The 19,409-nt window shown below is 70.6% G+C and carries 17 protein-coding genes and 2 tRNA genes; 16 read left to right on the top strand and 3 right to left on the bottom strand.

Going from position 1 to position 19,409, the window contains the following annotated elements:
• The first annotated feature begins 317 nt into the window (after window positions 1-317).
• The 3 genes from D1J60_RS12290 (at window position 318) to D1J60_RS12280 (ending at window position 2,520) form a co-directional block, all read left to right on the top strand.
• Window positions 318-1,709 carry a pyridoxal-dependent decarboxylase gene (locus D1J60_RS12290; RefSeq protein WP_125821120.1) on the top strand — a complete coding sequence of 464 codons (1,392 nt, stop codon included), beginning with the start codon at window positions 318-320 and terminating at the stop codon, window positions 1,707-1,709.
• Window positions 1,706-2,161 carry an HD domain-containing protein gene (locus D1J60_RS12285; protein WP_125603371.1) on the top strand — a complete coding sequence of 152 codons (456 nt, stop codon included), beginning with the start codon at window positions 1,706-1,708 and terminating at the stop codon, window positions 2,159-2,161. The genes D1J60_RS12290 and D1J60_RS12285 overlap by 4 nt, the downstream gene beginning before the upstream one ends.
• Window positions 2,162-2,325: 164 nt before the next feature.
• Window positions 2,326-2,520: a hypothetical protein gene (locus D1J60_RS12280; protein WP_007264064.1), complete on the top strand. Its 195-nt coding sequence runs from the start codon at window positions 2,326-2,328 to the stop codon at window positions 2,518-2,520.
• A gap of 93 nt (window positions 2,521-2,613) precedes the next feature.
• Here D1J60_RS12280 and D1J60_RS12275 read toward each other — a convergent pair.
• A tRNA-Gly gene (locus tag D1J60_RS12275) sits at window positions 2,614-2,684 on the bottom strand.
• Between the two features lie 178 nt (window positions 2,685-2,862).
• Here D1J60_RS12275 and D1J60_RS12270 point away from each other — a divergent pair.
• From D1J60_RS12270 to clpX, 5 genes are all read left to right on the top strand, one after another.
• Window positions 2,863-2,939, top strand: a tRNA-Pro gene (locus D1J60_RS12270).
• A 180-nt stretch (window positions 2,940-3,119) separates the two neighbouring features.
• Window positions 3,120-4,487, top strand: a complete 1,368-nt coding sequence (tig, locus tag D1J60_RS12265) for a trigger factor (RefSeq protein ID WP_125821119.1) — start codon at window positions 3,120-3,122, stop codon at window positions 4,485-4,487.
• Window positions 4,488-4,773: 286 nt separating this feature from the next.
• Window positions 4,774-5,391, top strand: a complete 618-nt coding sequence (locus D1J60_RS12260) for an ATP-dependent Clp protease proteolytic subunit (protein ID WP_007264062.1) — start codon at window positions 4,774-4,776, stop codon at window positions 5,389-5,391.
• A 103-nt stretch (window positions 5,392-5,494) separates the two neighbouring features.
• Complete coding sequence (locus D1J60_RS12255; RefSeq protein ID WP_042803356.1) at window positions 5,495-6,148, top strand: ATP-dependent Clp protease proteolytic subunit; 654 nt, start codon at window positions 5,495-5,497, stop codon at window positions 6,146-6,148.
• Window positions 6,149-6,302: 154 nt separating this feature from the next.
• On the top strand, window positions 6,303-7,589 hold the full coding sequence (clpX, locus tag D1J60_RS12250; protein ID WP_007264060.1) for an ATP-dependent Clp protease ATP-binding subunit ClpX: 1,287 nt from the start codon (window positions 6,303-6,305) through the stop codon (window positions 7,587-7,589).
• 67 nt (window positions 7,590-7,656) lie between these two features.
• Here the strand turns inward: clpX and D1J60_RS12245 are convergent, their stop codons facing one another.
• A complete protein-coding gene (locus D1J60_RS12245) occupies window positions 7,657-8,625 on the bottom strand; it encodes a hypothetical protein (protein WP_125821118.1) in 969 nt (322 codons plus the stop codon).
• A 127-nt stretch (window positions 8,626-8,752) separates the two neighbouring features.
• Between D1J60_RS12245 and D1J60_RS12240 the strand changes: the two genes are divergently transcribed.
• Together D1J60_RS12240 and D1J60_RS12235 are read left to right on the top strand one after the other, a co-directional pair.
• On the top strand, window positions 8,753-11,374 hold the full coding sequence (locus D1J60_RS12240; protein ID WP_125821117.1) for a valine--tRNA ligase: 2,622 nt from the start codon (window positions 8,753-8,755) through the stop codon (window positions 11,372-11,374).
• Between the two features lie 166 nt (window positions 11,375-11,540).
• Window positions 11,541-12,689: a histidine kinase gene (locus D1J60_RS12235; RefSeq protein WP_125821116.1), complete on the top strand. Its 1,149-nt coding sequence runs from the start codon at window positions 11,541-11,543 to the stop codon at window positions 12,687-12,689.
• 28 nt (window positions 12,690-12,717) lie between these two features.
• Here the strand turns inward: D1J60_RS12235 and D1J60_RS12230 are convergent, their stop codons facing one another.
• Entirely contained in the window at window positions 12,718-13,767 is a 1,050-nt protein-coding gene (locus tag D1J60_RS12230) for a rod shape-determining protein (protein ID WP_125821115.1), read from the bottom strand.
• A 117-nt stretch (window positions 13,768-13,884) separates the two neighbouring features.
• On the opposite strand from D1J60_RS12230, the gene D1J60_RS12225 reads away from it, so the two are divergent.
• From D1J60_RS12225 to mreD, 6 genes are all read left to right on the top strand, one after another.
• Window positions 13,885-15,411, top strand: a complete 1,527-nt coding sequence (locus D1J60_RS12225; protein WP_125596840.1) for a folylpolyglutamate synthase/dihydrofolate synthase family protein — start codon at window positions 13,885-13,887, stop codon at window positions 15,409-15,411.
• A gap of 7 nt (window positions 15,412-15,418) precedes the next feature.
• Window positions 15,419-15,778 carry a DUF4233 domain-containing protein gene (locus D1J60_RS12220; RefSeq protein ID WP_125596843.1) on the top strand — a complete coding sequence of 120 codons (360 nt, stop codon included), beginning with the start codon at window positions 15,419-15,421 and terminating at the stop codon, window positions 15,776-15,778.
• 64 nt (window positions 15,779-15,842) lie between these two features.
• On the top strand, window positions 15,843-16,253 hold the full coding sequence (gene ndk, locus D1J60_RS12215) for a nucleoside-diphosphate kinase (RefSeq protein ID WP_125821114.1): 411 nt from the start codon (window positions 15,843-15,845) through the stop codon (window positions 16,251-16,253).
• A 316-nt stretch (window positions 16,254-16,569) separates the two neighbouring features.
• Entirely contained in the window at window positions 16,570-17,589 is a 1,020-nt protein-coding gene (locus D1J60_RS12210; protein ID WP_030008578.1) for a rod shape-determining protein, read from the top strand.
• 167 nt (window positions 17,590-17,756) lie between these two features.
• Window positions 17,757-18,707: a rod shape-determining protein MreC gene (mreC, locus tag D1J60_RS12205; RefSeq protein WP_125821113.1), complete on the top strand. Its 951-nt coding sequence runs from the start codon at window positions 17,757-17,759 to the stop codon at window positions 18,705-18,707.
• 3 nt (window positions 18,708-18,710) lie between these two features.
• Complete coding sequence (gene mreD, locus D1J60_RS12200) at window positions 18,711-19,406, top strand: rod shape-determining protein MreD (RefSeq protein WP_125596849.1); 696 nt, start codon at window positions 18,711-18,713, stop codon at window positions 19,404-19,406.
• Window positions 19,407-19,409 lie beyond the last annotated feature (3 nt).

Genomic DNA, 19,409 nt, shown 5'->3' with positions numbered 1-19,409 from the left:
AAACGCCGGCGGGGCTGAAGAACCGGGGCTCCGCCCCGGTGCGCTCAATCGCCGGCGGGGCTGGAGAATCCAGCCCCGCCGGCGATTGAGGCGCGGGGGTCTGGGGGCGGAGCCTCCAGGGGGCCGGGCCGCAGCCCCGGGTCTTTCAGCCGCGCCGGCGTCTGAGGCGAGAACGGGTGAAGGGCGGGTAGGGGAACCAGCCCCGCGCAGCGGCCCACCCCGCCGGGCCACGGCAACGGCAACGCCCCTCACGGCAAAGGCCACTCGGCGCGGATTGGCCCGTCCCCGAACCCCCGGCGGGGGCTAGCGTCCGGGGAATGGACCGCACCCTCGCCGCCGACCTGGCCCGCCTCCCCGAGCTCCTCGACGCCACCCGCCGCGCCGCCGCCGAGGCCCTCGCGACCCTGGACGAACGCCCCGTCGTACCCCCGCAGGACGCCCCGCCGCCCGGACCCGCGCCGCTCCCCGCGCAGGGCACCGGCACGGAAGCGGCCCTCGCCGAGTTCCGGGCCCGCTGGGAGCCCCGCCTCTCCGCCTCCGCGGGCCCCCGCTACCTCGGCTTCGTCACCGGCGGCGCCACCCCCGCCGCCCTCGCCGGGGACTGGCTGACCGCCGTGCACGACCAGAACTCCAACTCCGCCATGGACGGCGCGGGCCAGCACCTCGAACGCGAGACGACCGGCTGGCTCCGCGAGCTCTTCGGCCTCTCCGACGCCCACACCGGCACCTTCGTCAGCGGCGCCACCATGTCCAACACCGCCGGCCTCGCCATCGCCCGCGAGTGGCTCGGCGAACGCCTCGGCGTCTCCCCGGCCCAGGACGGCGTCGCCGCCCTCGGCCCCGTCCGCGTGCTCTCCGGAGCCCCGCACTCCTCCATCGCCAAGGCCCTGTCCGTCCTCGGCCTCGGCCGCTCCGCCCTCGTACCGGTGCCCACCCTCCCCGGCCGGGAGGCCGTCGACCCCGCCGCCCTGGACCGCGCCCTCGCCGACGCACCCGGCCCGGCGGTCGTCGTCGCCAACGCCGGCACCGTCAACACCGTCGACTTCGACGACCTGCGGGCCGTCGCCGCCCTCAGGGAACGCCACGACTTCTGGCTCCACACCGACGCCGCCTTCGGCGCCTTCGCCGCGCTCAGCCCCGAGCACGCCCACCTCGTCGCGGGACTCGACGCCTGCGACTCCGTCTGCGTCGACCTGCACAAGTGGCTCAACGTCCCCTACGACAGCGCCGTCCAGTTCACCCGCCGCCGCGACCTCCAGTCCCGGGTCTTCGCCAACGCCGCCGCCTACCTCGGCCCCCTCGGCCCCGACCCCGACCTCGTCCACCTCACCCCCGAGAACTCCCACCGGCTCCGCGCCCTCGCCGCCTGGTTCACCCTGCGCGCCTACGGCCGCGAGGGCCACCGCGAGATCGTCGAACGGGACGTCGCCTGCGCCCGCGACCTCGGCGCACGCCTCGACCGCGACCCGGCCTTCCGGCTGCTGGCCCCGGTCCGCCTCAACGTCGTCTGCTTCACCCTCGCCGCAGCCCCCACCCCCGAGCGGCTGACCGCCCTGCGCGAGGCCGTCGCCGCCGACGTCTTCGTCACCCCCACCGTCCTCGGGGGAACCGCCGGCCTGCGCGCCGCGTTCTCCAACTGGCGCACCACACCCGCGGACGTGGACCGGGCCGCCCGGGCCCTGCGCGCGGCAGCGAAGGAGATCGCATGACGGACCGCTCCCTGACCCTCGCCGAGGTGGAGGCCCTCGCCCGCTCCGCGCACGAGGGCCAGACCGACAAGGCCGGACGGCCCTACGCCGAGCACCTGGCGGCCGTGGCCGAGGGCGTCCGCCTGCGCGGCGGCAGCCCCGCCCAGCAGGCCGCCGCCTGGCTCCACGACGCCGTGGAGGACGACGCGCTCAGCCCGGAACAGCTCGCGGCCGCCGCCCTCCCGCAGGAGGTCAAGGACATGGTGCTGGCCCTCACCAAACGTCCCGGCGAACCGGTCGGGGAGTACGCCGCCCGCATCCTCGCCACCCCCGGCGCCGTCCTGGTGAAGGAGGCCGACCTCGCGCACAACGCGGACCCCGTACGCCTGTCCGTACTGGACGCACCCACCCGCGACCGGCTGACCGCCAAGTACGCACACGTCCGCTCCCTCCTCGGCATCACCGTCCCCTGACGCCCGAAATGTGCCGGGTGGGCGGCCGTTTGGCGGGAAAGCCGCGATGGCGATTCGTCACGGTGCGGATAGCCGGGCCCGGTTGGTGGGAGGATGGTGCATGTGGGGCGCGCAACGCCGCGCGCGCCGGGCCGGCCAGGGGACGACCGAAGGTGTGATCAGTAGTGGCCATTTCGCTGTCAGTGGTGGTTCTGTTGGCGGTCATCCTGGTGATCCTGATCCGCGGCAACCACATCAAGGCGGGCCCCGCGATCATCGCGGTCCTCTTCGGGTTCTTCCTCGCGTCCAGCTCCATCGCCCCGGACGTCAACCGCTTCCTGAACTCCCTCGCGGACACCATCGCGGGCATCAAGCTCTGAGCGGACGCCGCGGGAACGACGGCGGGAAGACCGCGGAAACGACGAGGGGCCAGGTCCTGGAGAAGATCTCCGGCCTGGCCCCGAGCCATGAAGAGCGGGTGACGGGAATCGAACCCGCGTAGCTAGTTTGGAAGACTAGGGCTCTACCATTGAGCTACACCCGCAACACGCGCGCCGCAGGTCCGTGGACCGCGGCACGACAGCATCCTAGCGGGTCGCGCGGGGGGAGTGCACACCGCTTTTCCCGCCGTGTCCGGGCCCGCCCCCGTACGCGCGTGCGCCCGCCGGGGAAACCGGGGGCGTCGGAGGGTCTCCGGGCATGTACCCTACGTGTCGCACCGACGGGGTGTGGCGCAGCTTGGTAGCGCGTCCGCTTTGGGAGCGGAAGGTCGTCGGTTCGAATCCGGCCACCCCGACCACTCAGTACCGCCCGCGCCATCGATCGTCCGCCAAGATCGCGTTGTGGGCTGATTGCCGCTTGCGGTTACTATGCAAGCTGCGTGCCCGTGTGTCTGATGTACCGGGCCGAATCCGTCGAGGCCGCTGAATCGCAGCGTTCCGGCAGAACCCCCAGCAGTCAGCCACAAGGAGACCGAACCGTGAAGAGCGCCGTGGAGACCCTGAACCCGACTCGGGTTCGGCTCACTGTCGAGGTGCCCTTCGAGGAGCTCAAGGACAGCCTCGACGCGGCGTACAAGAAGATCAACCAGCAGGTCACGGTGAAGGGCTTCCGCAAGGGCAAGATCCCTGCGCGCGTCATCGACCAGCGCTTCGGCCGCGGTGCGGTGCTGGAGGAGGCCGTCAACGACGCCCTCCCGAAGTTCTACACCGAGGCCGTCAACGAGGCGGACCTGAACCCGCTGGGCCAGCCCGAGGTCGACATCACCGAGCTGAAGGACGGCGAGCTGCTGACCTTCACCGCCGAGGTGGACGTCCGCCCCGAGATCGAGATCCCGGACTACTCCGGCATCGAGGTCGAGGTCGACGCGGTCGAGGTCTCGGACGAGGACGTCGAGAAGTCGGTCGAGCAGCTGCGCGGCCGCTTCGCGTCCACCAAGGACGTCGAGCGCGCCGCCGCCGAGGGTGACGTCGTCACCATCGACCTGGAGGCCAAGGTCGACGGCGAGGTCCTCGCGGACGGCGTCGCCACCGACGTCTCCTACACCATCGGTTCCGGCGAGCTCCTCGACGGCATCGACGAGGCCGTCACGGGCCTCGAGGCCGGCGGCGAGGCCACCTTCACCTCGCAGCTGAAGGGCGGCTCCGCCGAGGGCCAGGACGCCGAGGTCACCGTCAAGGTCACCAAGGTCTCCGCCCGCGAGCTGCCGGAGCTGGACGACGAGTTCGCCCAGATGGCGAGCGAGTTCGACACGCTCGACGAGCTGAAGGCCGACAGCCGCAAGCGCCTCGAGAACATGAAGCAGTACGACCAGGCCACGCAGGCCCAGGAGCGCGTCCTGGAGAAGCTGCTGGAGCTCGTCGAGGTCCCGATCCCCGAGAAGCTCCTCGCGGACGAGGTCCAGACCCGCAAGCACAACCTGGAGCACCACCAGCTCGGCCAGATGGGCCTGAACCTCGAGAAGTTCCTCGAGATCCAGGGCAAGACGGTCGAGGAGTTCGACGCCGAGACCTCCGAGCAGGCCGTCAAGGGCATCAAGACCCAGTTCGTCCTCGACGCGCTGGTCAACAAGGAGAAGCTGGGCGTCAACCAGGAGGAGCTCACCGAGCACCTCATGCGCCGCGCGCAGTCCTCCGGCATGTCCCCCGACCAGTTCGCCCAGGCCGTCGTCGAGGGTGGCCAGGTCCCGATGCTGGTCGGCGAGGTCGCCCGCGGCAAGGCCCTCGCGGTCGTCGTCGAGGCCGCCAAGGTCGTCGACACCAACGGTGAGGTCGTCGACCTCTCCGACGACGAGGACGAGACCGAGACGGCCGCCGAGGCCGTCGAGGGTGACGCCGAGGCCAAGTAACACCTCCGGGAGGCGCCTTTGCGGAGCCCCCTGAGCAGTGCCCCGAAGGGCCCGGACGCAGCCGCGTCCGGGCCCTTGCGCGTGCCCTCGCGGGGCGCTCGGGACCTTGCGCTCCGAGCGAACAGTTCGGGAAGCGGGATGGCGTTGTCCTACCTGCGCGTTAGGGTCCATGAATACGAGGGCACGGGAGTACCCGAAGCCGGCGGGCATCGACCCCCGGTAGGTCCGCGCCCCAGAACGAGACGCTGAGACGGCATGTGGCCGTCGGAGACGAGCAGGTGGATACGTGACGAATCTGAAGCCTTACGCCGCGGGTGAGCCGTCCATCGGTGGCGGCCTCGGCGACCATGTCTACAACCGGCTGCTCGGCGAACGCATCATCTTCCTCGGCCAGCAGGTTGACGACGACATCGCGAACAAGATCACGGCGCAGCTCCTCCTCCTGGCCGCGGAGCCGGAGAAGGACATCTACCTGTACATCAACAGCCCCGGTGGCTCCGTGACGGCGGGCATGGCGGTCTACGACACCATGCAGTACATCCCGAACGACGTCGTCACCATCGGCATGGGCATGGCCGCCTCCATGGGCCAGTTCCTGCTCACCGGCGGTACGCCGGGCAAGCGCTTCGCGCTCCCCAACACCGACATCCTGATGCACCAGGGCTCCGCCGGCATCGGCGGCACCGCCTCGGACATCAAGATCCAGGCCCAGTACCTGCTGCGCACCAAGCAGCGCATGGCCGAGATCACCGCGCACCACTCGGGCCAGACCGTGGAGGCGATCATCCGCGACGGCGACCGCGACCGCTGGTTCACGGCGGAGGAGGCCAAGGACTACGGCCTCATCGACGAGATCATCTCCGCCGCGTCCCTGGTCCCGGGCGGCGGCGGCACCGGGGCCTGACCCCGGCCCGGCGCACGGGGTCCCGTACGAGGACCCTGCGCCCCGCCCGCCCGTGCCAGGCACCCACAGCCCGCAGAACGCCACCAGGACGGTGAACACCCAGATGCAGAACAACTTCTCCGCGAGCGGCCTCTACTCCGGCCCTCAGGTCGACAACCGGTACGTCATCCCGCGCTTCGTCGAGCGCACCTCGCAGGGCGTGCGCGAGTACGACCCGTACGCGAAGCTCTTCGAGGAGCGCGTGATCTTCCTCGGCGTGCAGATCGACGACGCCTCGGCCAACGACGTCATGGCGCAGCTGCTGTGCCTGGAGTCGATGGACCCGGACCGCGACATCTCGATCTACATCAACAGCCCGGGCGGCTCCTTCACCGCCCTCACGGCCATCTACGACACGATGCAGTTCGTGAAGCCGGACATCCAGACGGTCTGCATGGGCCAGGCGGCCTCCGCCGCCGCGGTCCTGCTCGCCGCCGGCACCCCCGGCAAGCGCATGGCCCTCCCGAACGCCCGCGTGCTGATCCACCAGCCGTCCGGCGGCACCGGCCGCGAGCAGCTCTCCGACCTGGAGATCGCGGCCAACGAGATCCTGCGCATGCGCGACCAGCTGGAGACCATGCTGGCCAAGCACTCGTCGACGCCGATCGAGAAGATCCGCGACGACATCGAGCGCGACAAGATCCTCACGGCCGAGGACGCGCTGGCGTACGGGCTGATCGACCAGATCGTCTCGACCCGGAAGATGAACGCGGTCTGATCCTTGCCGCCACTCGGCGCGGCCGCACCGCGGAATCCCGCGATGTGAACCGCGTCAAGGGGGCCCCGAACGGGGCCCCCGGCAAGGTACCGTCGGATATGAGGCACCAGGAGCGCTGAACCAAAGCGTCTCCCAGGCGAAGGGGAAGCACCTCGTGGCACGCATCGGTGACGGCGGCGACCTGCTCAAGTGCTCGTTCTGCGGAAAGAGCCAGAAGCAGGTGAAGAAGCTCATCGCAGGACCCGGTGTGTACATCTGCGACGAGTGCATCGACCTCTGCAACGAGATCATCGAAGAGGAACTCGCGGAGACCTCCGAGGTCCGGTGGGAGGAACTCCCCAAGCCCCGTGAGATCTACGAGTTCCTGGAGAGCTACGTCGTCGGCCAGGAGCCGGCGAAGAAGGCGCTCTCGGTAGCGGTCTACAACCACTACAAGCGCGTGCAGGCCGGCGAGAACGGCGGCGCGCAGGGCCGTGACGACGCGATCGAGCTCGCGAAGTCCAACATCCTCCTGCTGGGCCCCACGGGCTCGGGCAAGACCCTGCTGGCCCAGACCCTGGCCCGCATGCTCAACGTCCCGTTCGCCATCGCCGACGCGACGGCGCTGACGGAGGCGGGGTACGTCGGCGAGGACGTCGAGAACATCCTGCTCAAGCTGATCCAGGCGGCCGACTACGACGTCAAGAAGGCCGAGACCGGGATCATCTACATCGACGAGATCGACAAGGTCGCCCGCAAGAGCGAGAACCCGTCGATCACGCGCGACGTTTCCGGCGAAGGCGTCCAGCAGGCCCTCCTGAAGATCCTGGAGGGCACGACGGCCTCCGTCCCCCCGCAGGGCGGCCGCAAGCACCCGCACCAGGAGTTCATCCAGATCGACACGACGAACGTGCTCTTCATCGTGGGCGGCGCCTTCGCCGGCCTGGAGAAGATCATCGAGTCGCGTGCGGGCGCCAAGGGCATCGGCTTCGGGGCGACGATCCGCTCGAAGCGGGAGATCGAGGCGAGCGACCAGTTCCAGGAGGTCATGCCGGAGGACCTGGTGAAGTTCGGGATGATCCCGGAGTTCATCGGCCGCCTGCCCGTCATCACCTCGGTCCACAACCTGGACCGGGAGGCGCTCCTGCAGATCCTGGTCGAGCCGCGCAACGCCCTGGTGAAGCAGTACCAGCGCCTGTTCGAACTCGACGGCGTCGAGCTGGACTTCGAGCGCGAGGCCCTCGAGGCCATCGCGGACCAGGCGATCCTCCGCCAGACGGGCGCGCGCGGCCTGCGCGCCATCATGGAAGAGGTCCTGATGTCGGTGATGTACGAGGTCCCGTCCCGCAAGGACGTGGCCCGCGTGGTCATCACGGCCGACGTGGTCCGCTCCAACGTCAACCCGACGCTGGTCCCCCGCATCGTCCCGAAGGACCAGGGCCCGCACGAGAAGTCGGCGTAACCGCACGGCACATACGAGAAGGGGCGCTCCCCACCGGGAGCGCCCCTTCCGCGTACGTGCCGTGCGGTTACTTCTTGACGCGGGCGGTCTTGTAGAGCTTCGCGGCGAGCTCCGCGTCCTGCTCCAGGGTGTAGCCCGGCTTGCCGGCGAGGATGGAGACGGCGTCGCTGGCGCTCACGACGCTCAGGGTGCTGTAGTCACCCCAGATGCAGACGGGGAGCGTGAATTCCTTGGGCCCCTTGGCCGTCGCCGGGTCCTTCGAAGTGAGCTTGAGGTCCTGGCACTTGAGTATGGCGCCCTCGAAGCCGTCCGGGGTGATCTCCTTGGGGCTGCCGATGAGTTCGGCCGTCGACTTGTCGTTGCTCTCGGTCGTCTTCGCCTTGAAGAGCGCGAAGTATCCGTCCACCGCCTTCTCCGGGTCGGCGATCTCGCCGTAGAGGCCGCTGAAGGTGAGCCCCTTCTGCGTCAGCGGGTTCTTCGGGTCGCCGGAAAGGTAGCTCATTCCCACCTGGGTGGGGTTCTTGATGCCCGCGGCCTGCGCTTCCTGCTTGTCCTTGTCCGTCATGGGCTTCTCGGTGTACTTCGGGTTCTTCTGGAACTCGCCCACCGACTCAGGTGCGACCAGCTTGTAGCCCTTCGTCGCGTCGGAGACCGAGCCGCCGGAGCCCAGGAACCACCAGGCGCCGCCCGCGATGACGGCGACGGCCACGACCGCCGCGATGACCGGGCCGGCCTTCGACTTCTTCGGCGGGGCCGGTGCCGGGGGGACGTACGCGGGCTGCGGCTGCTGCGGGGTCTGGTAGCCGTACGCGGGCTGCGGGGCCGGCGGGGGCGGGGGAGGCGTCTGGTAGCCGCCCTGCTGGGGGTAGGCCGGGGGCGGCGGCGGGGCCTGCTGGGGGTAGGACGGGGCGGGGGGCTGCTGGGGGTAGCCGTAGCCCGGCTGCTGGGGCTGCTGGCCGTACGGGTTCGGCTGCTGTCCGTAGGGACCCGGCTGCTGCGGCTGCTGGCCGTATGGCCCCGGCTGGTTGTAACTCATCCCGCGTCCCCCTGTGAGGTGTGCTTATCCGTTTCACACATCCTGGCGGAAGGCCGGGGCGGCAGGGGCGCCGGGCCCCCGGATTACCGGTTTCAATACCGGACCGTTACGCCTCTAAACTGTGCCCGTGACCGAGAACACGCAGACACCCAGTGCCCCCAACTCCGAACTGCCGACCCAGTACGCGCCGGCCGAGGTAGAGGGGAAGCTCTACGAGCGCTGGGTAGAGCGTGGCTACTTCACGGCCGACGCCGCGAGTGAGAAGCCCGCGTACACCATCGTCATCCCGCCGCCGAACGTCACCGGCTCGCTCCACCTGGGCCACGCCTTCCAGCACACCCTCATGGACGCCCTGACCCGCCGCAAGCGCATGCAGGGCTTCGAGTCGCTGTGGCTGCCCGGCATGGACCACGCCGGCATCGCCACCCAGAACAAGGTCGAGCAGCAGCTCGCCGAGGAGGGCAAGTCCCGCCACGACCTGGGCCGCGAGGAGTTCGTCGAGCGCGTCTGGCAGTGGAAGGAAGAGTACGGCGGCAAGATCCTCGGCCAGATGCGCCGCCTCGGCGACGGCGTCGACTGGTCGCGCGAGCGCTTCACCATGGACGAGGGCCTGTCCAAGGCCGTCCAGACCATCTTCAAGAAGCTCTACGACGACGAGCTGATCTACCGCGCCGAGCGCATCATCAACTGGTGCCCCCGCTGTCTGACGGCCATCTCCGACATCGAGGTGGAGTACCAGGAGGACGCCGGCGAGCTCGTCTCCATCCGGTACGGCGAGGGCGAGGACAGCCTCGTCGTCGCCACCACCCGCGCCGAGACGATGCTCGGTGACACGGCCATCGCCGTCCACCCCGACGACGAGCGCTACAAGCACCTCGTCGGCCGGCTCGTCAAGCTGCCGCTCACCGACCGTTCGATCCCGGTCGTCGCGGACGCGCACGTCGACCCGGAGTTCGGCACCGGCTGCGTCAAGGTGACGCCGGCGCACGACCCGAACGACTTCGCCATCGGGCAGCGCCACAACCTGCCCAACATGACGATCATGGACGAGCACGGCGTCATCACCGTCCACGGGCCCTTCCTCGGCCTGGACCGCTTCGAGGCCCGTTCCGCGGTCGTCGGCGCGCTGCGCGAGCAGGGCCGGATCGTCGCCGAGAAGCGCCCCTACCTGCACTCCGTCGGGCACTGCTCGCGCTGCAGCACCACCGTCGAGCCCCGCCTGTCCCTCCAGTGGTGGGTCAAGGTCGAGACGCTGGCCAAGGCCGCCGGTGACGCGGTCCGCGACGGCCGGGTCGCGATCCACCCCGTCGAGATGGAGAAGCGCTACTTCGACTGGGTCGACAACCTCAACGACTGGTGCATCTCGCGCCAGCTGTGGTGGGGCCACCGCATCCCGGTCTGGTACGGCCCGGACGGCGAGGTCGTCTGCGTCGGCCCCGACGAGGAGGCGCCCTCGGGCGAGGGCTGGACCCAGGACACCGACGTCCTGGACACCTGGTTCTCCTCCGGCCTGTGGCCGTTCTCCACGCTGGGCTGGCCGGAGAAGACCCCGGACCTGGCGAAGTTCTACTCCACCGACGTCCTGGTCACCGGCCACGACATCATCTTCTTCTGGGTCGCCCGGATGATGATGTTCGGCCTGTACGCCATGGACGGCGAGGTCCCCTTCAAGACGATCGCGCTGACCGGTCTGGTCCGCGACGAGCGCGGCAAGAAGATGTCGAAGTCCTTCGGCAACGTCGTCGACCCGCTCGACTGGATGGACAAGTACGGCTCCGACGCCGTCCGCTTCACCCTGGCCAAGGGCGCCAACCCCGGCACCGACGTGCCGATCGGCGAGGACTGGGTCCAGGCGTCCAGCAAGTTCGCCAACAAGATCTGGAACGCCACGCGCTTCGCGCTGATGAACGGCGCCACGATCGAGGGCGAGCTGCCGCCGGCCGAGCAGCTGTCGGCCACCGACCGCTGGATCCTCTCCCGCCTGAACAAGACGGTCGCGCAGGTCGACGGCTACTACGAGGACTTCCAGTTCTCCAAGCTCAGCGAGGCGCTCTACCACTTCGCGTGGGACGAGGTCTTCGACTGGTACGTCGAGCTGTCGAAGACGACCTTCTTCGCGGGCGGCGAGCAGGCGACGGTCTCCAGCCGGGTCCTCGGCGAGGTCATCGACGTCATGCTGCGTCTGCTGCACCCGGTGGTCCCGTTCGTCACCGAGACCCTGTGGACCACGCTGACCGGCGGCGAGTCCCTCGTCATCGCCGACTGGCCGAAGGACAGTGGCTTCCGCGACGAGGCCGCCGAGGCCGAGATCGAGAGCGTCCAGAACCTGGTCCGCGAGGTCCGCCGCTTCCGCAAGGAGCAGGGCCTCGACGACAAGCAGAAGGTCCCGGCCCGCCTCGACCTGTCCGGTACGGTGCTCGCCGCGCACGAGGCGGCCATCCGCCAGGTGCTGCGCCTCCAGCCGGAGGGCGACGCCTTCAGCGCCTCGGCGACCCTCCCGGTCGCCGGTGCCACGGTGGCCCTCGACCTGTCGGGCACCATCGACGTCGAGGCGGAGCGCAAGCGCCTGACGAAGGACCTGGGCGCCGCCGAGAAGGAGAAGCAGCAGGCCGAGGCGAAGCTGGCGAACGAGGCGTTCATCGCCAAGGCGCCCGACAACGTCGTGGACAAGATCAAGGGCCGTCTGGCCAAGGCCGAGGCGGACATCGCCCGGATCCAGGCTCAGCTGGCCGGCCTGCCCGCCGCGTAGCCGCGTAGCCGGACCGTCGTACGAGGGCCCCCGCACCGTTCCCGGACGGTGCGGGGGCCCTCGCGCGTGCTCGGAGGAGGCCGGCGCCGAAGCGGAGTGCCGCATATCACTTGATATGCCCCACCCGCCGATCCGATCCCGGGCGCGGACCACGGATGATGGGGAGATGCACGTCAAGCCCGCCGCGTCGGCGTTCCTCCGGCTCGTGGCCCCCGGCCGCCGGCCGGCCGAGGGCCCGGGCGCCTCCCCGCGGGCGCAGGACGTCCTCGCGGCGCTGAGCTGCCTGGCCCTGATGGCGCTCGACCTGCCGGGCCTGGCCGCCGCCGACAACTCCCTCAACGGCGCCGGGGCCGCCGTCGTGCTCACCGTCGGCTGCTCGACGCTGCTGCTGCGCCGCCGGATGCCGTGGGCGGCGTACCTCACGGCCCTGGTGTTCATCGGCTGGCTGCACGAGCTGACCCTGATCCAGTTCGCCCTGTACTCCGTCGGCCGCTACCGGGGGCGGCGCGCCGCGGTGTCGGCCACCGTCGGGTACCTGGTCTTCGCGGTGGCGGTGTTCTGCGTGCCGGGCTGGCCCGAGCCGAAGGCCGCGACGCTCAGCGCCTTCCTCGGCCTTGTGGTGCCCATCGGGGTGCTCGCCTCGGCCGTCGGGATCGCCGCCTACCGGCACGACCTGGTGCGCGAGCTGGAGGCCAGGCGGGCCGAGTCGGCGGTGCTCAACGCGGTGCAGGAGGAGCGGACCTCCGTCGCCCGGGACGTCCACGACTTCGTCGGCCGGGAGCTGACCCTGCTGACGGTGCGCTCGGAGGTGCTGTCGATGCGGGCGCGCGAGACCCCGTACGCGAAGGACTTCGAGGAGCTGTCGGACACGGCCCGGCGGGCGCACCTGGTGCTGAACGAGATCATCGTGCAGCGCGGGGAGCGCGCCGCCACGCCCGGCGTGGAGGGGCTCGCGGCGCTGGCGGAGGAGAGCGGGCGGGCCGGCTCGCCGGTCCGGCTGGCGATGGACCCGCAGGCGCACGGGCTGTCGCCGCTGCGGCAGGCGGCGGTGTACCGGGTGGTGCAGGAGTGCCTGACCAACGCGGCCAAGCACGCGCGCGGCGAGACCATCGAGGTGTCGGTGCGGGCGGACGGCCCGCACGTGCGGATCGCGGTCAGCAACGGCCTGCCGGCCGGCGTCCCGGGCCGGGCCCCGGTCTCGGCGGGCTCGGGCACGGCGAGCATGGCCGAGCGGGTCCGCAGCCTGGGCGGCACGCTGACGGCGACGCGGACGCCCGACTCGTACGAGGTCGTGGCGGTGCTGCCGCGCGGCTGACCGGGCCCGTCCCGGACGAGGGGCGTGGTCAGGCCTTCGCGGGGGAGAGCAGGCCGCTGAGGGTGTCGAGGTCCTCGACGCAGCGGCCGGAGCCGAGGGCCACGCAGTCCAGCGGGGCGTCCGCGACGAAGACCGGGATGCCGGTGGCGGAGGCGATGCGCAGGTCCAGGCCGGGCAGCAGGGCGCCGCCGCCGGTGAGGACGATGCCGTGCTCCATGACGTCGCCGGACAGCTCCGGCGGGCAGTCCTCCAGCGTGGCGCGGACCGCGGCGATGACCGCCTCGACGGGCTCGTCGAGGGCGGCCCGGACGTCGGGCGCGGTCAGCTCCAGGGTCTTGGGCATGCCGCCGACCTTCTCGCGGCCGCGCACGGTGAAGGTCCGGGTCTCCAGCTCGGGCCGGTCCGGGACGGGCCAGGCGGAGCCGATGGCGACCTTCACGTCCTCGGCGGTGCGCTCGCCGATGAGCAGCGCGTGCTCCTTGCGCACGTAGTCCATGACCGCGGCGTCCATCCGGTCCCCGCCGACCCGCAGGGACCGCGAGGTGACGATCCCGCCGAGGGAGATCACGGCGACCTCGGAGGTGCCGCCGCCGATGTCCACGACCATGGAGCCGCGCGGCTCGGCCACCGGCAGGCCCGCGCCGATCGCGGCGGCCATGGGCTCCTCGATGAGGTGGACGGTCCTGGCCCCGGCCCGGGTGGAGGCGTGGACGATGGCCCGCCGCTCGACGGGGGTCACCCCGGACGGGACGCAGATCACCATCCGGGTGCGGGGGCGGCGGCCGGGCACCGCCTTGCGCACGAAGTGCCGGATCATCTCCTCGGCGGCCTCGTAGTCGCAGATCACCCCGTCCTTGAGGGGGCGGATGGCGGTGATGGAACCCGGCGTGCGGCCGATGGTCTCCTTGGCCTCGGCCCCGACGGCCAGGGCGGTGGTGGTGCCGGCCTTGACCGCCACCACGGACGGCTCATTGAGGACGATCCCGTGCCCGCGGGCGTAGACGAGGGTGTTCGCGGTCCCCAGGTCTATCCCTATGTCGCGGCTGGAAGCGGACGTGGTGGTGCTGGCCTGCGGCATTCGTTCCCCTATCTCCTGTCCGCAAGGCTTGCATAACGATCAGGTCGCTTTCGCGGCCGATGGTCCTGAAACGGCCGGGTCGAAAGTCCCGCGGGACCCCGTCCGTAGACTGGACCCGTGAGTGAGCAGCAGCCCGAGAGCCACGACCGTGACCGCGACCGTCCCTTCGACGAGTTCGACCAGATCGTGGCGGAAGAGTCCGACCGCGACCCCGACCTGGCGGTGATCGAGGCCGGCAGCCGTACCCTGCGCGCCCAGGCCGGGCCGCCCGCGGGCGACCCCGTGCCGGCCCGCCCCGAGGACCCGGAGGTGGCGAAGGCGCTGCTGGAGGTGGAGCAGGAGCTCGCCACCCGCTGGGGCGAGACCAAGCTGGAGCCGTCCGTCAGCCGGATCGCCGCGCTGATGGACGTCCTGGGCGAGCCGCAGCACGCGTACCCGTCCATCCACGTCACCGGCACCAACGGCAAGACCAGCACGGCCCGCATGATCGAGGCCCTGCTGAACGCCTTCGACCTGCGCACCGGCCGTTACACCAGCCCGCACGTGCAGTCGGTGACCGAGCGGATCAGCCTGGACGGCGCGCCGATCAGCGCCGAGCGGTTCATCGAGACCTACCACGACGTGAAGCCGTACGTGGAGATGGTCGACGCGGCCGAGGAGTACCGGCTGTCCTTCTTCGAGGTGCTCACCGGCATGGCGTACGCGGCCTTCGCGGACGCGCCGGTCGACGTCGCCGTCGTCGAGGTCGGCATGGGCGGCACCTGGGACGCCACCAACGTGATCGACGGGACGGTCGCGGTGATCACCCCGATCAGCCTGGACCACACGGACCGGCTCGGCTCCACGCCCGGTGAGATCGCCCAGGAGAAGGGGGGCGTCATCAAGCAGGACGCCACCGTGATCCTGGCCCAGCAGCCGGTGGACGCGGCGCAGGTGCTGCTGAAGAAGGCCGTCGAGGTCGACGCGACCGTCGCCCGCGAGGGGATGGAGTTCGGTGTCGTCTCCCGCGAGGTGGCGGTCGGCGGCCAGATGCTGACCCTGCGCGGGATGGGCGGCGAGTACGAGAACATCTTCCTGCCGCTGTACGGCGCCCACATGGCGCACAACGCGGCGGTCGCGCTGGCCGCCGTCGAGGCCTTCTTCGGCGTCGGCGGGGAGCACGCGCGGGAGCTGGACGCGGACACGGTGCGGCAGGCCTTCGCCTCGGTGACCTCGCCGGGCCGCATGGAGGTCGTGCGCCGCAGCCCGACGGTGATCCTGGACGCCGCGCACAACCCGGCGGGCGCGCGGGTCACCGCGGAGGCGGTCACCGAGGCCTTCGGCTTCAGCCGGCTGATCGGGGTCGTGGCCGCGAGCGAGGGCAAGGACGTCAAGGGCGTCTTCGAGGCCTTCGAGCCGATCTTCGCGGAGGTCGTGGTCACCGAGAACACCAGCCACCGGGCCATGGGCGCGGACGAGCTGGCGGCCATCGCGGTCGAGGTCTTCGGCCCGGACCGGGTGCAGGTGGAGCCCCGCCTGGACGACGCCCTGGAGGCGGCCGTCACCCTTGCGGAGGAAGAGGCCGAATACGGAGGGGCCGGCGTCCTGGTGACCGGTTCCGTCATCACGGTGGGCGAGGCCCGCCTGCTGTTCAAGAAGGGCTGAGGGATCGATGCGCACGCTCTGCGCGAGCACGCTGATCGGTGAATTCTTCATCGTCGGCTTCGCGGGCCTGGTGGCCATGAAGAACCCGGACCTGACCCAGGCCCAGGTGTGGACGGTCTGCGGTGTGACGATGCTGCTGTCGGTGCTGCTGTGCGGGATGCTGTCGCGCCCCGGGGCGGTGCAGATCGGCTGGGCACTGCAGATCGGGCTGATCGCGAGCGGCTTCGTGGTCCCGACGATGTTCTTCCTGGGCGCGGTCTTCGCGGGCCTGTGGTGGTGCTCGGTGCACTACGGCCGCAGGATCGACGCGATCAAGGCCAGCTGGGCGGCCCGTCAGGCGGAAGCCGCAGCTCCTGACGCTGCGTGACGGTTCACCGTTTCGGCCCTGTAGATTCGTCGCACCGCACCCGTTTGCCGCAAGGAGTTGTCACATGACCCAGCGCACGCTCGTCATCCTCAAGCCCGACGCCGTCCGTCGCGGCCTGGTCGGCGAGATCATCGGCCGCATCGAGCGGAAGGCCGGCTGGACCATCCCCGCGATGGAGCTGCGCACGCTGGACGCGGAGACCCTGGAGGCCCACTACGGTGAGCACAAGGGCAAGCCCTTCTACGAGCCCCTGATGGGCTTCATGGCGAGCGGCCCCGTCGTCGTCCTGGTCGTGGAAGGGGAACGCGCGATCGAGGGTGTGCGCCAGCTGGCCGGCCCCACCGACCCGATCGCCGCGGCGCCCGGCTCCATCCGGGGGGACTTCGGCACCATCGTGCGCGAGAACCTGATCCACGCCTCGGATTCCGAGGAGTCCGCGGAGCGCGAGCTGAAGCTCTTCTTCCCGGCCCTCTGAGCGTAGCGGAGCGTTCCCGAGCGCACTTTCCTGACGAGACATCAGCCAAATAGCGCTCATGACCTGGGGCGACCGAAGTAATTTCGGTCGCCCTTCGGTATTGCCGGAAGCATCCGGGAACGCATGGCAAGAACACGACGTCACCACTATGGGGGCGGGTTGCCCGTCCGGCGGCATCGCCGGAGTCCCGTCGCGCGGTACCGGTACTCGCGGCCTTACGATGGGGCCTCCACCCACACACCCACCTCGCCGACCTGACAGCAGCCGCTATCAACTGGAAGGCCAGACGCTCCTCATGGGGAACAAGGGGAACAACATGTCGTTCATCGGCCGTGACATGGCGATCGACCTCGGGACCGCCAACACGCTGGTGTACGTGAGGGGCCGGGGAATCGTTCTCAACGAGCCGTCCGTGGTCGCCATCAACACGAACACCGGTGGAATCCTGGCGGTCGGCTCCGAGGCGAAGAAGATGATCGGGCGCACGCCCGGCAACATCGTCGCCGTACGGCCCCTCAAGGACGGCGTGATCGCCGACTTCGAGATCACCGAGCGCATGCTCCGGTACTTCATCCTCAAGATCCACAAGCGCCGCTACCTGGCGCGCCCGCGCGTCGTCGTGTGCGTGCCCTCCGGTATCACCGGGGTGGAGCGGCGCGCCGTCATCGAGGCGTCCACGCAGGCCGGCGCCCGCCAGGTGCACATCATCGAAGAGCCCATGGCCGCCGCCATCGGCTCGGGCCTGCCCGTCCACGAGGCCACCGGCAACATGGTCGTGGACATCGGCGGCGGCACCACCGAGGTCGCCGTCATCTCCCTCGGCGGAATCGTCACGGCGCAGTCCATCCGGGTGGCCGGCGACGAGCTGGACAACGCGATCATCCAGCACATCAAGAAGGAGTACTCGCTCCTCCTCGGCGAACGCACCGCCGAGCAGATCAAGATCACCATCGGGTCGGCGTACGACCTCGACAAGGACGAACACACCGAGATCCGCGGCCGCGACCTGGTCTCCGGTCTCCCGAAGACCGTCGTCATCTCTGCCGCGGAGGTGCGCAAGGCCATCGAGGAGCCCGTCAACTCCATCGTCGACGCCGTCAAGACCACCCTCGACAAGTGCCCGCCGGAACTCTCCGGCGACATCATGGACCGCGGCATCGTCCTCACCGGCGGCGGCGCGCTCCTGCGCGGGCTCGACGAGCGGCTGCGCCGCGAGACCGGCATGCCGATCCACATCGCCGAGGACCCCCTCGACTCCGTGGCCCTCGGCTCCGGCAAGTGCGTCGAGGAGTTCGAAGCCCTCCAGCAGGTCCTGGACGCCCAGCCCCGGCGATGACCAAACCCCCTCCAACGGGGCATGCGGAACACAAGGATCCGCCGTACGGGTGCTACCGCGCCCGTGCGGCGGATCGTTGATATACAGGCACAGTCCGGTGCAGCCCCGGCTCCGCCGGAGCGGCTCCGCCGCACGGGTTTTCTACGAGGAAGGCACGGCCGCCGCACGTGAGGGACACACGAGAGAGCCGGCTGCTCCTGGTGCTGCTGATCGCCATCGCGTTCGCATTGATCACGGTGGACATCAGAGCGGGCGAGGAGTCACCGGTCGACGGTGCCCGCAAGGCCGCCGCAGCGGTCTTCGGTCCGGTCGAGAAGGGCGTCGCGACCGCCGTGGACCCGGTCGCCAACGCCATAGGGGCCGTACGCGACTCCGACGAGCGCCACAACCGCGTCACCCGCCTGGAGCAGGAGAACGCCCTCCTGAAGACCAGGATGGGCAGCGACGAACGGGCCAAGAGCCGCATCCGCGAACTCGACGAGATGCTCAAGCGGGCCGGCGCCGGCCAGTACGGCATCAAGGGCGCCGAAGTCATCGCCATAGGAGCGGCCCAGGGCTTCTCCTGGACCGTCACCATCGACGCCGGCAGCAAGGACGGCATCGAACGCGACATGACCGTCCTCAACGGCGACGGACTCGTCGGCCGCGTCACCACCGTCGGCCCCGACACCTCCACCGTCCTCCTCGCCAGCGACCCCGACTTCACCGTCGGCACCCGCCTGGAGGCCAGCGGCGAACTCGGCTTCGCCACCGGCCAGGGCGACCGCCCCCTGGCCGTCCAGATGCTCAACGGCCGCGCCAAGGTCAGCCCCGGCGACCGCCTGGTCACCTTCGGCTCCCGCGCCAACAAGCCCTTCGTCCCCGGCGTCCCGCTCGGCGAGGTCGTCCGGGTCGACCCCTCCAACGGCGGCCTCACCCGCACCATCCACGTCCGCCCCTTCGTCGGCTTCTCCCGCCTCGACATCGTCGGCGTGGTCGTGGTCCCGCCCCGCCAGGACCCCCGCGACACCGTCCTGCCCCCCAAGCCCGAACCCCCCAAGCCCACACCCACGGTCACCGTCACGGTCACGCCCACCCCGAGCGTCTCCGGCCGGCCCGCGGACGAGGAGGAACGCTGAGCCATGCGCTTCAACCGGATCCTGCTCTCCGCCACCCTCGTCGTGGTCGCCCTCGTCATCCAGGTCACCGTCCTGGGAAGGCTCCAGCTCCCCGGCGCCGTCCCCGACCTGATGCTGCTCACGGTCGTCGCCCTGTCCCTGGTGTACGGACCCACCTCCGGCGCCGTCCTCGGCTTCGGGGCGGGCCTCCTCGCCGACCTGGCCCCGCCCGCCGACCACGCCGCCGGCCGGTACGCCCTCGTCCTGTGCATCATCGGCTACCTGGTGGGCCTGGCCCGCCCCGACAACGGCCGGTTCCGCTCCGCCTGGGGCCCCATGCTGACCGTCCTCGCCGCCGCCGCCGGATCGATCATGCTGTACGTCGGGGTCGGCGCCCTGGTCGGCGACACCGCCGAACGCCACGTCGGCCTCGGCGGGCTGCTGTTCACCGCCGTCCTCTACGACCTCCTGCTCGCCCCCTTCACCGTGCCGTGGATCATGGCCCTGGCCCGCCGCGCCGAGAACGACCCCATGGCCGTCGAAGCCAACAACGGCCCGCCGCAGGGCGCCGACGTCTCCACGGGCTGGCTCACCGGCGGCACCGGCCTCAGGATCGGCAGCCAGCGCGGCGGCCTGCGGCTGCGCACCGCCCGCGGCCGCGCCAACCGGGCCGTGCGGATAAAGGGCGTCAAAGGCGTGAAGAACGTCAAGAAGCTGTGACGG

The organism is Streptomyces sp. W1SF4, from assembly GCF_003950035.1.
Lineage (GTDB): Bacteria > Actinomycetota > Actinomycetes > Streptomycetales > Streptomycetaceae > Streptomyces > Streptomyces racemochromogenes.
Note: the sequence above shows the minus strand (reverse complement) of the source record. Positions and strands in the feature narration are given on the sequence as shown.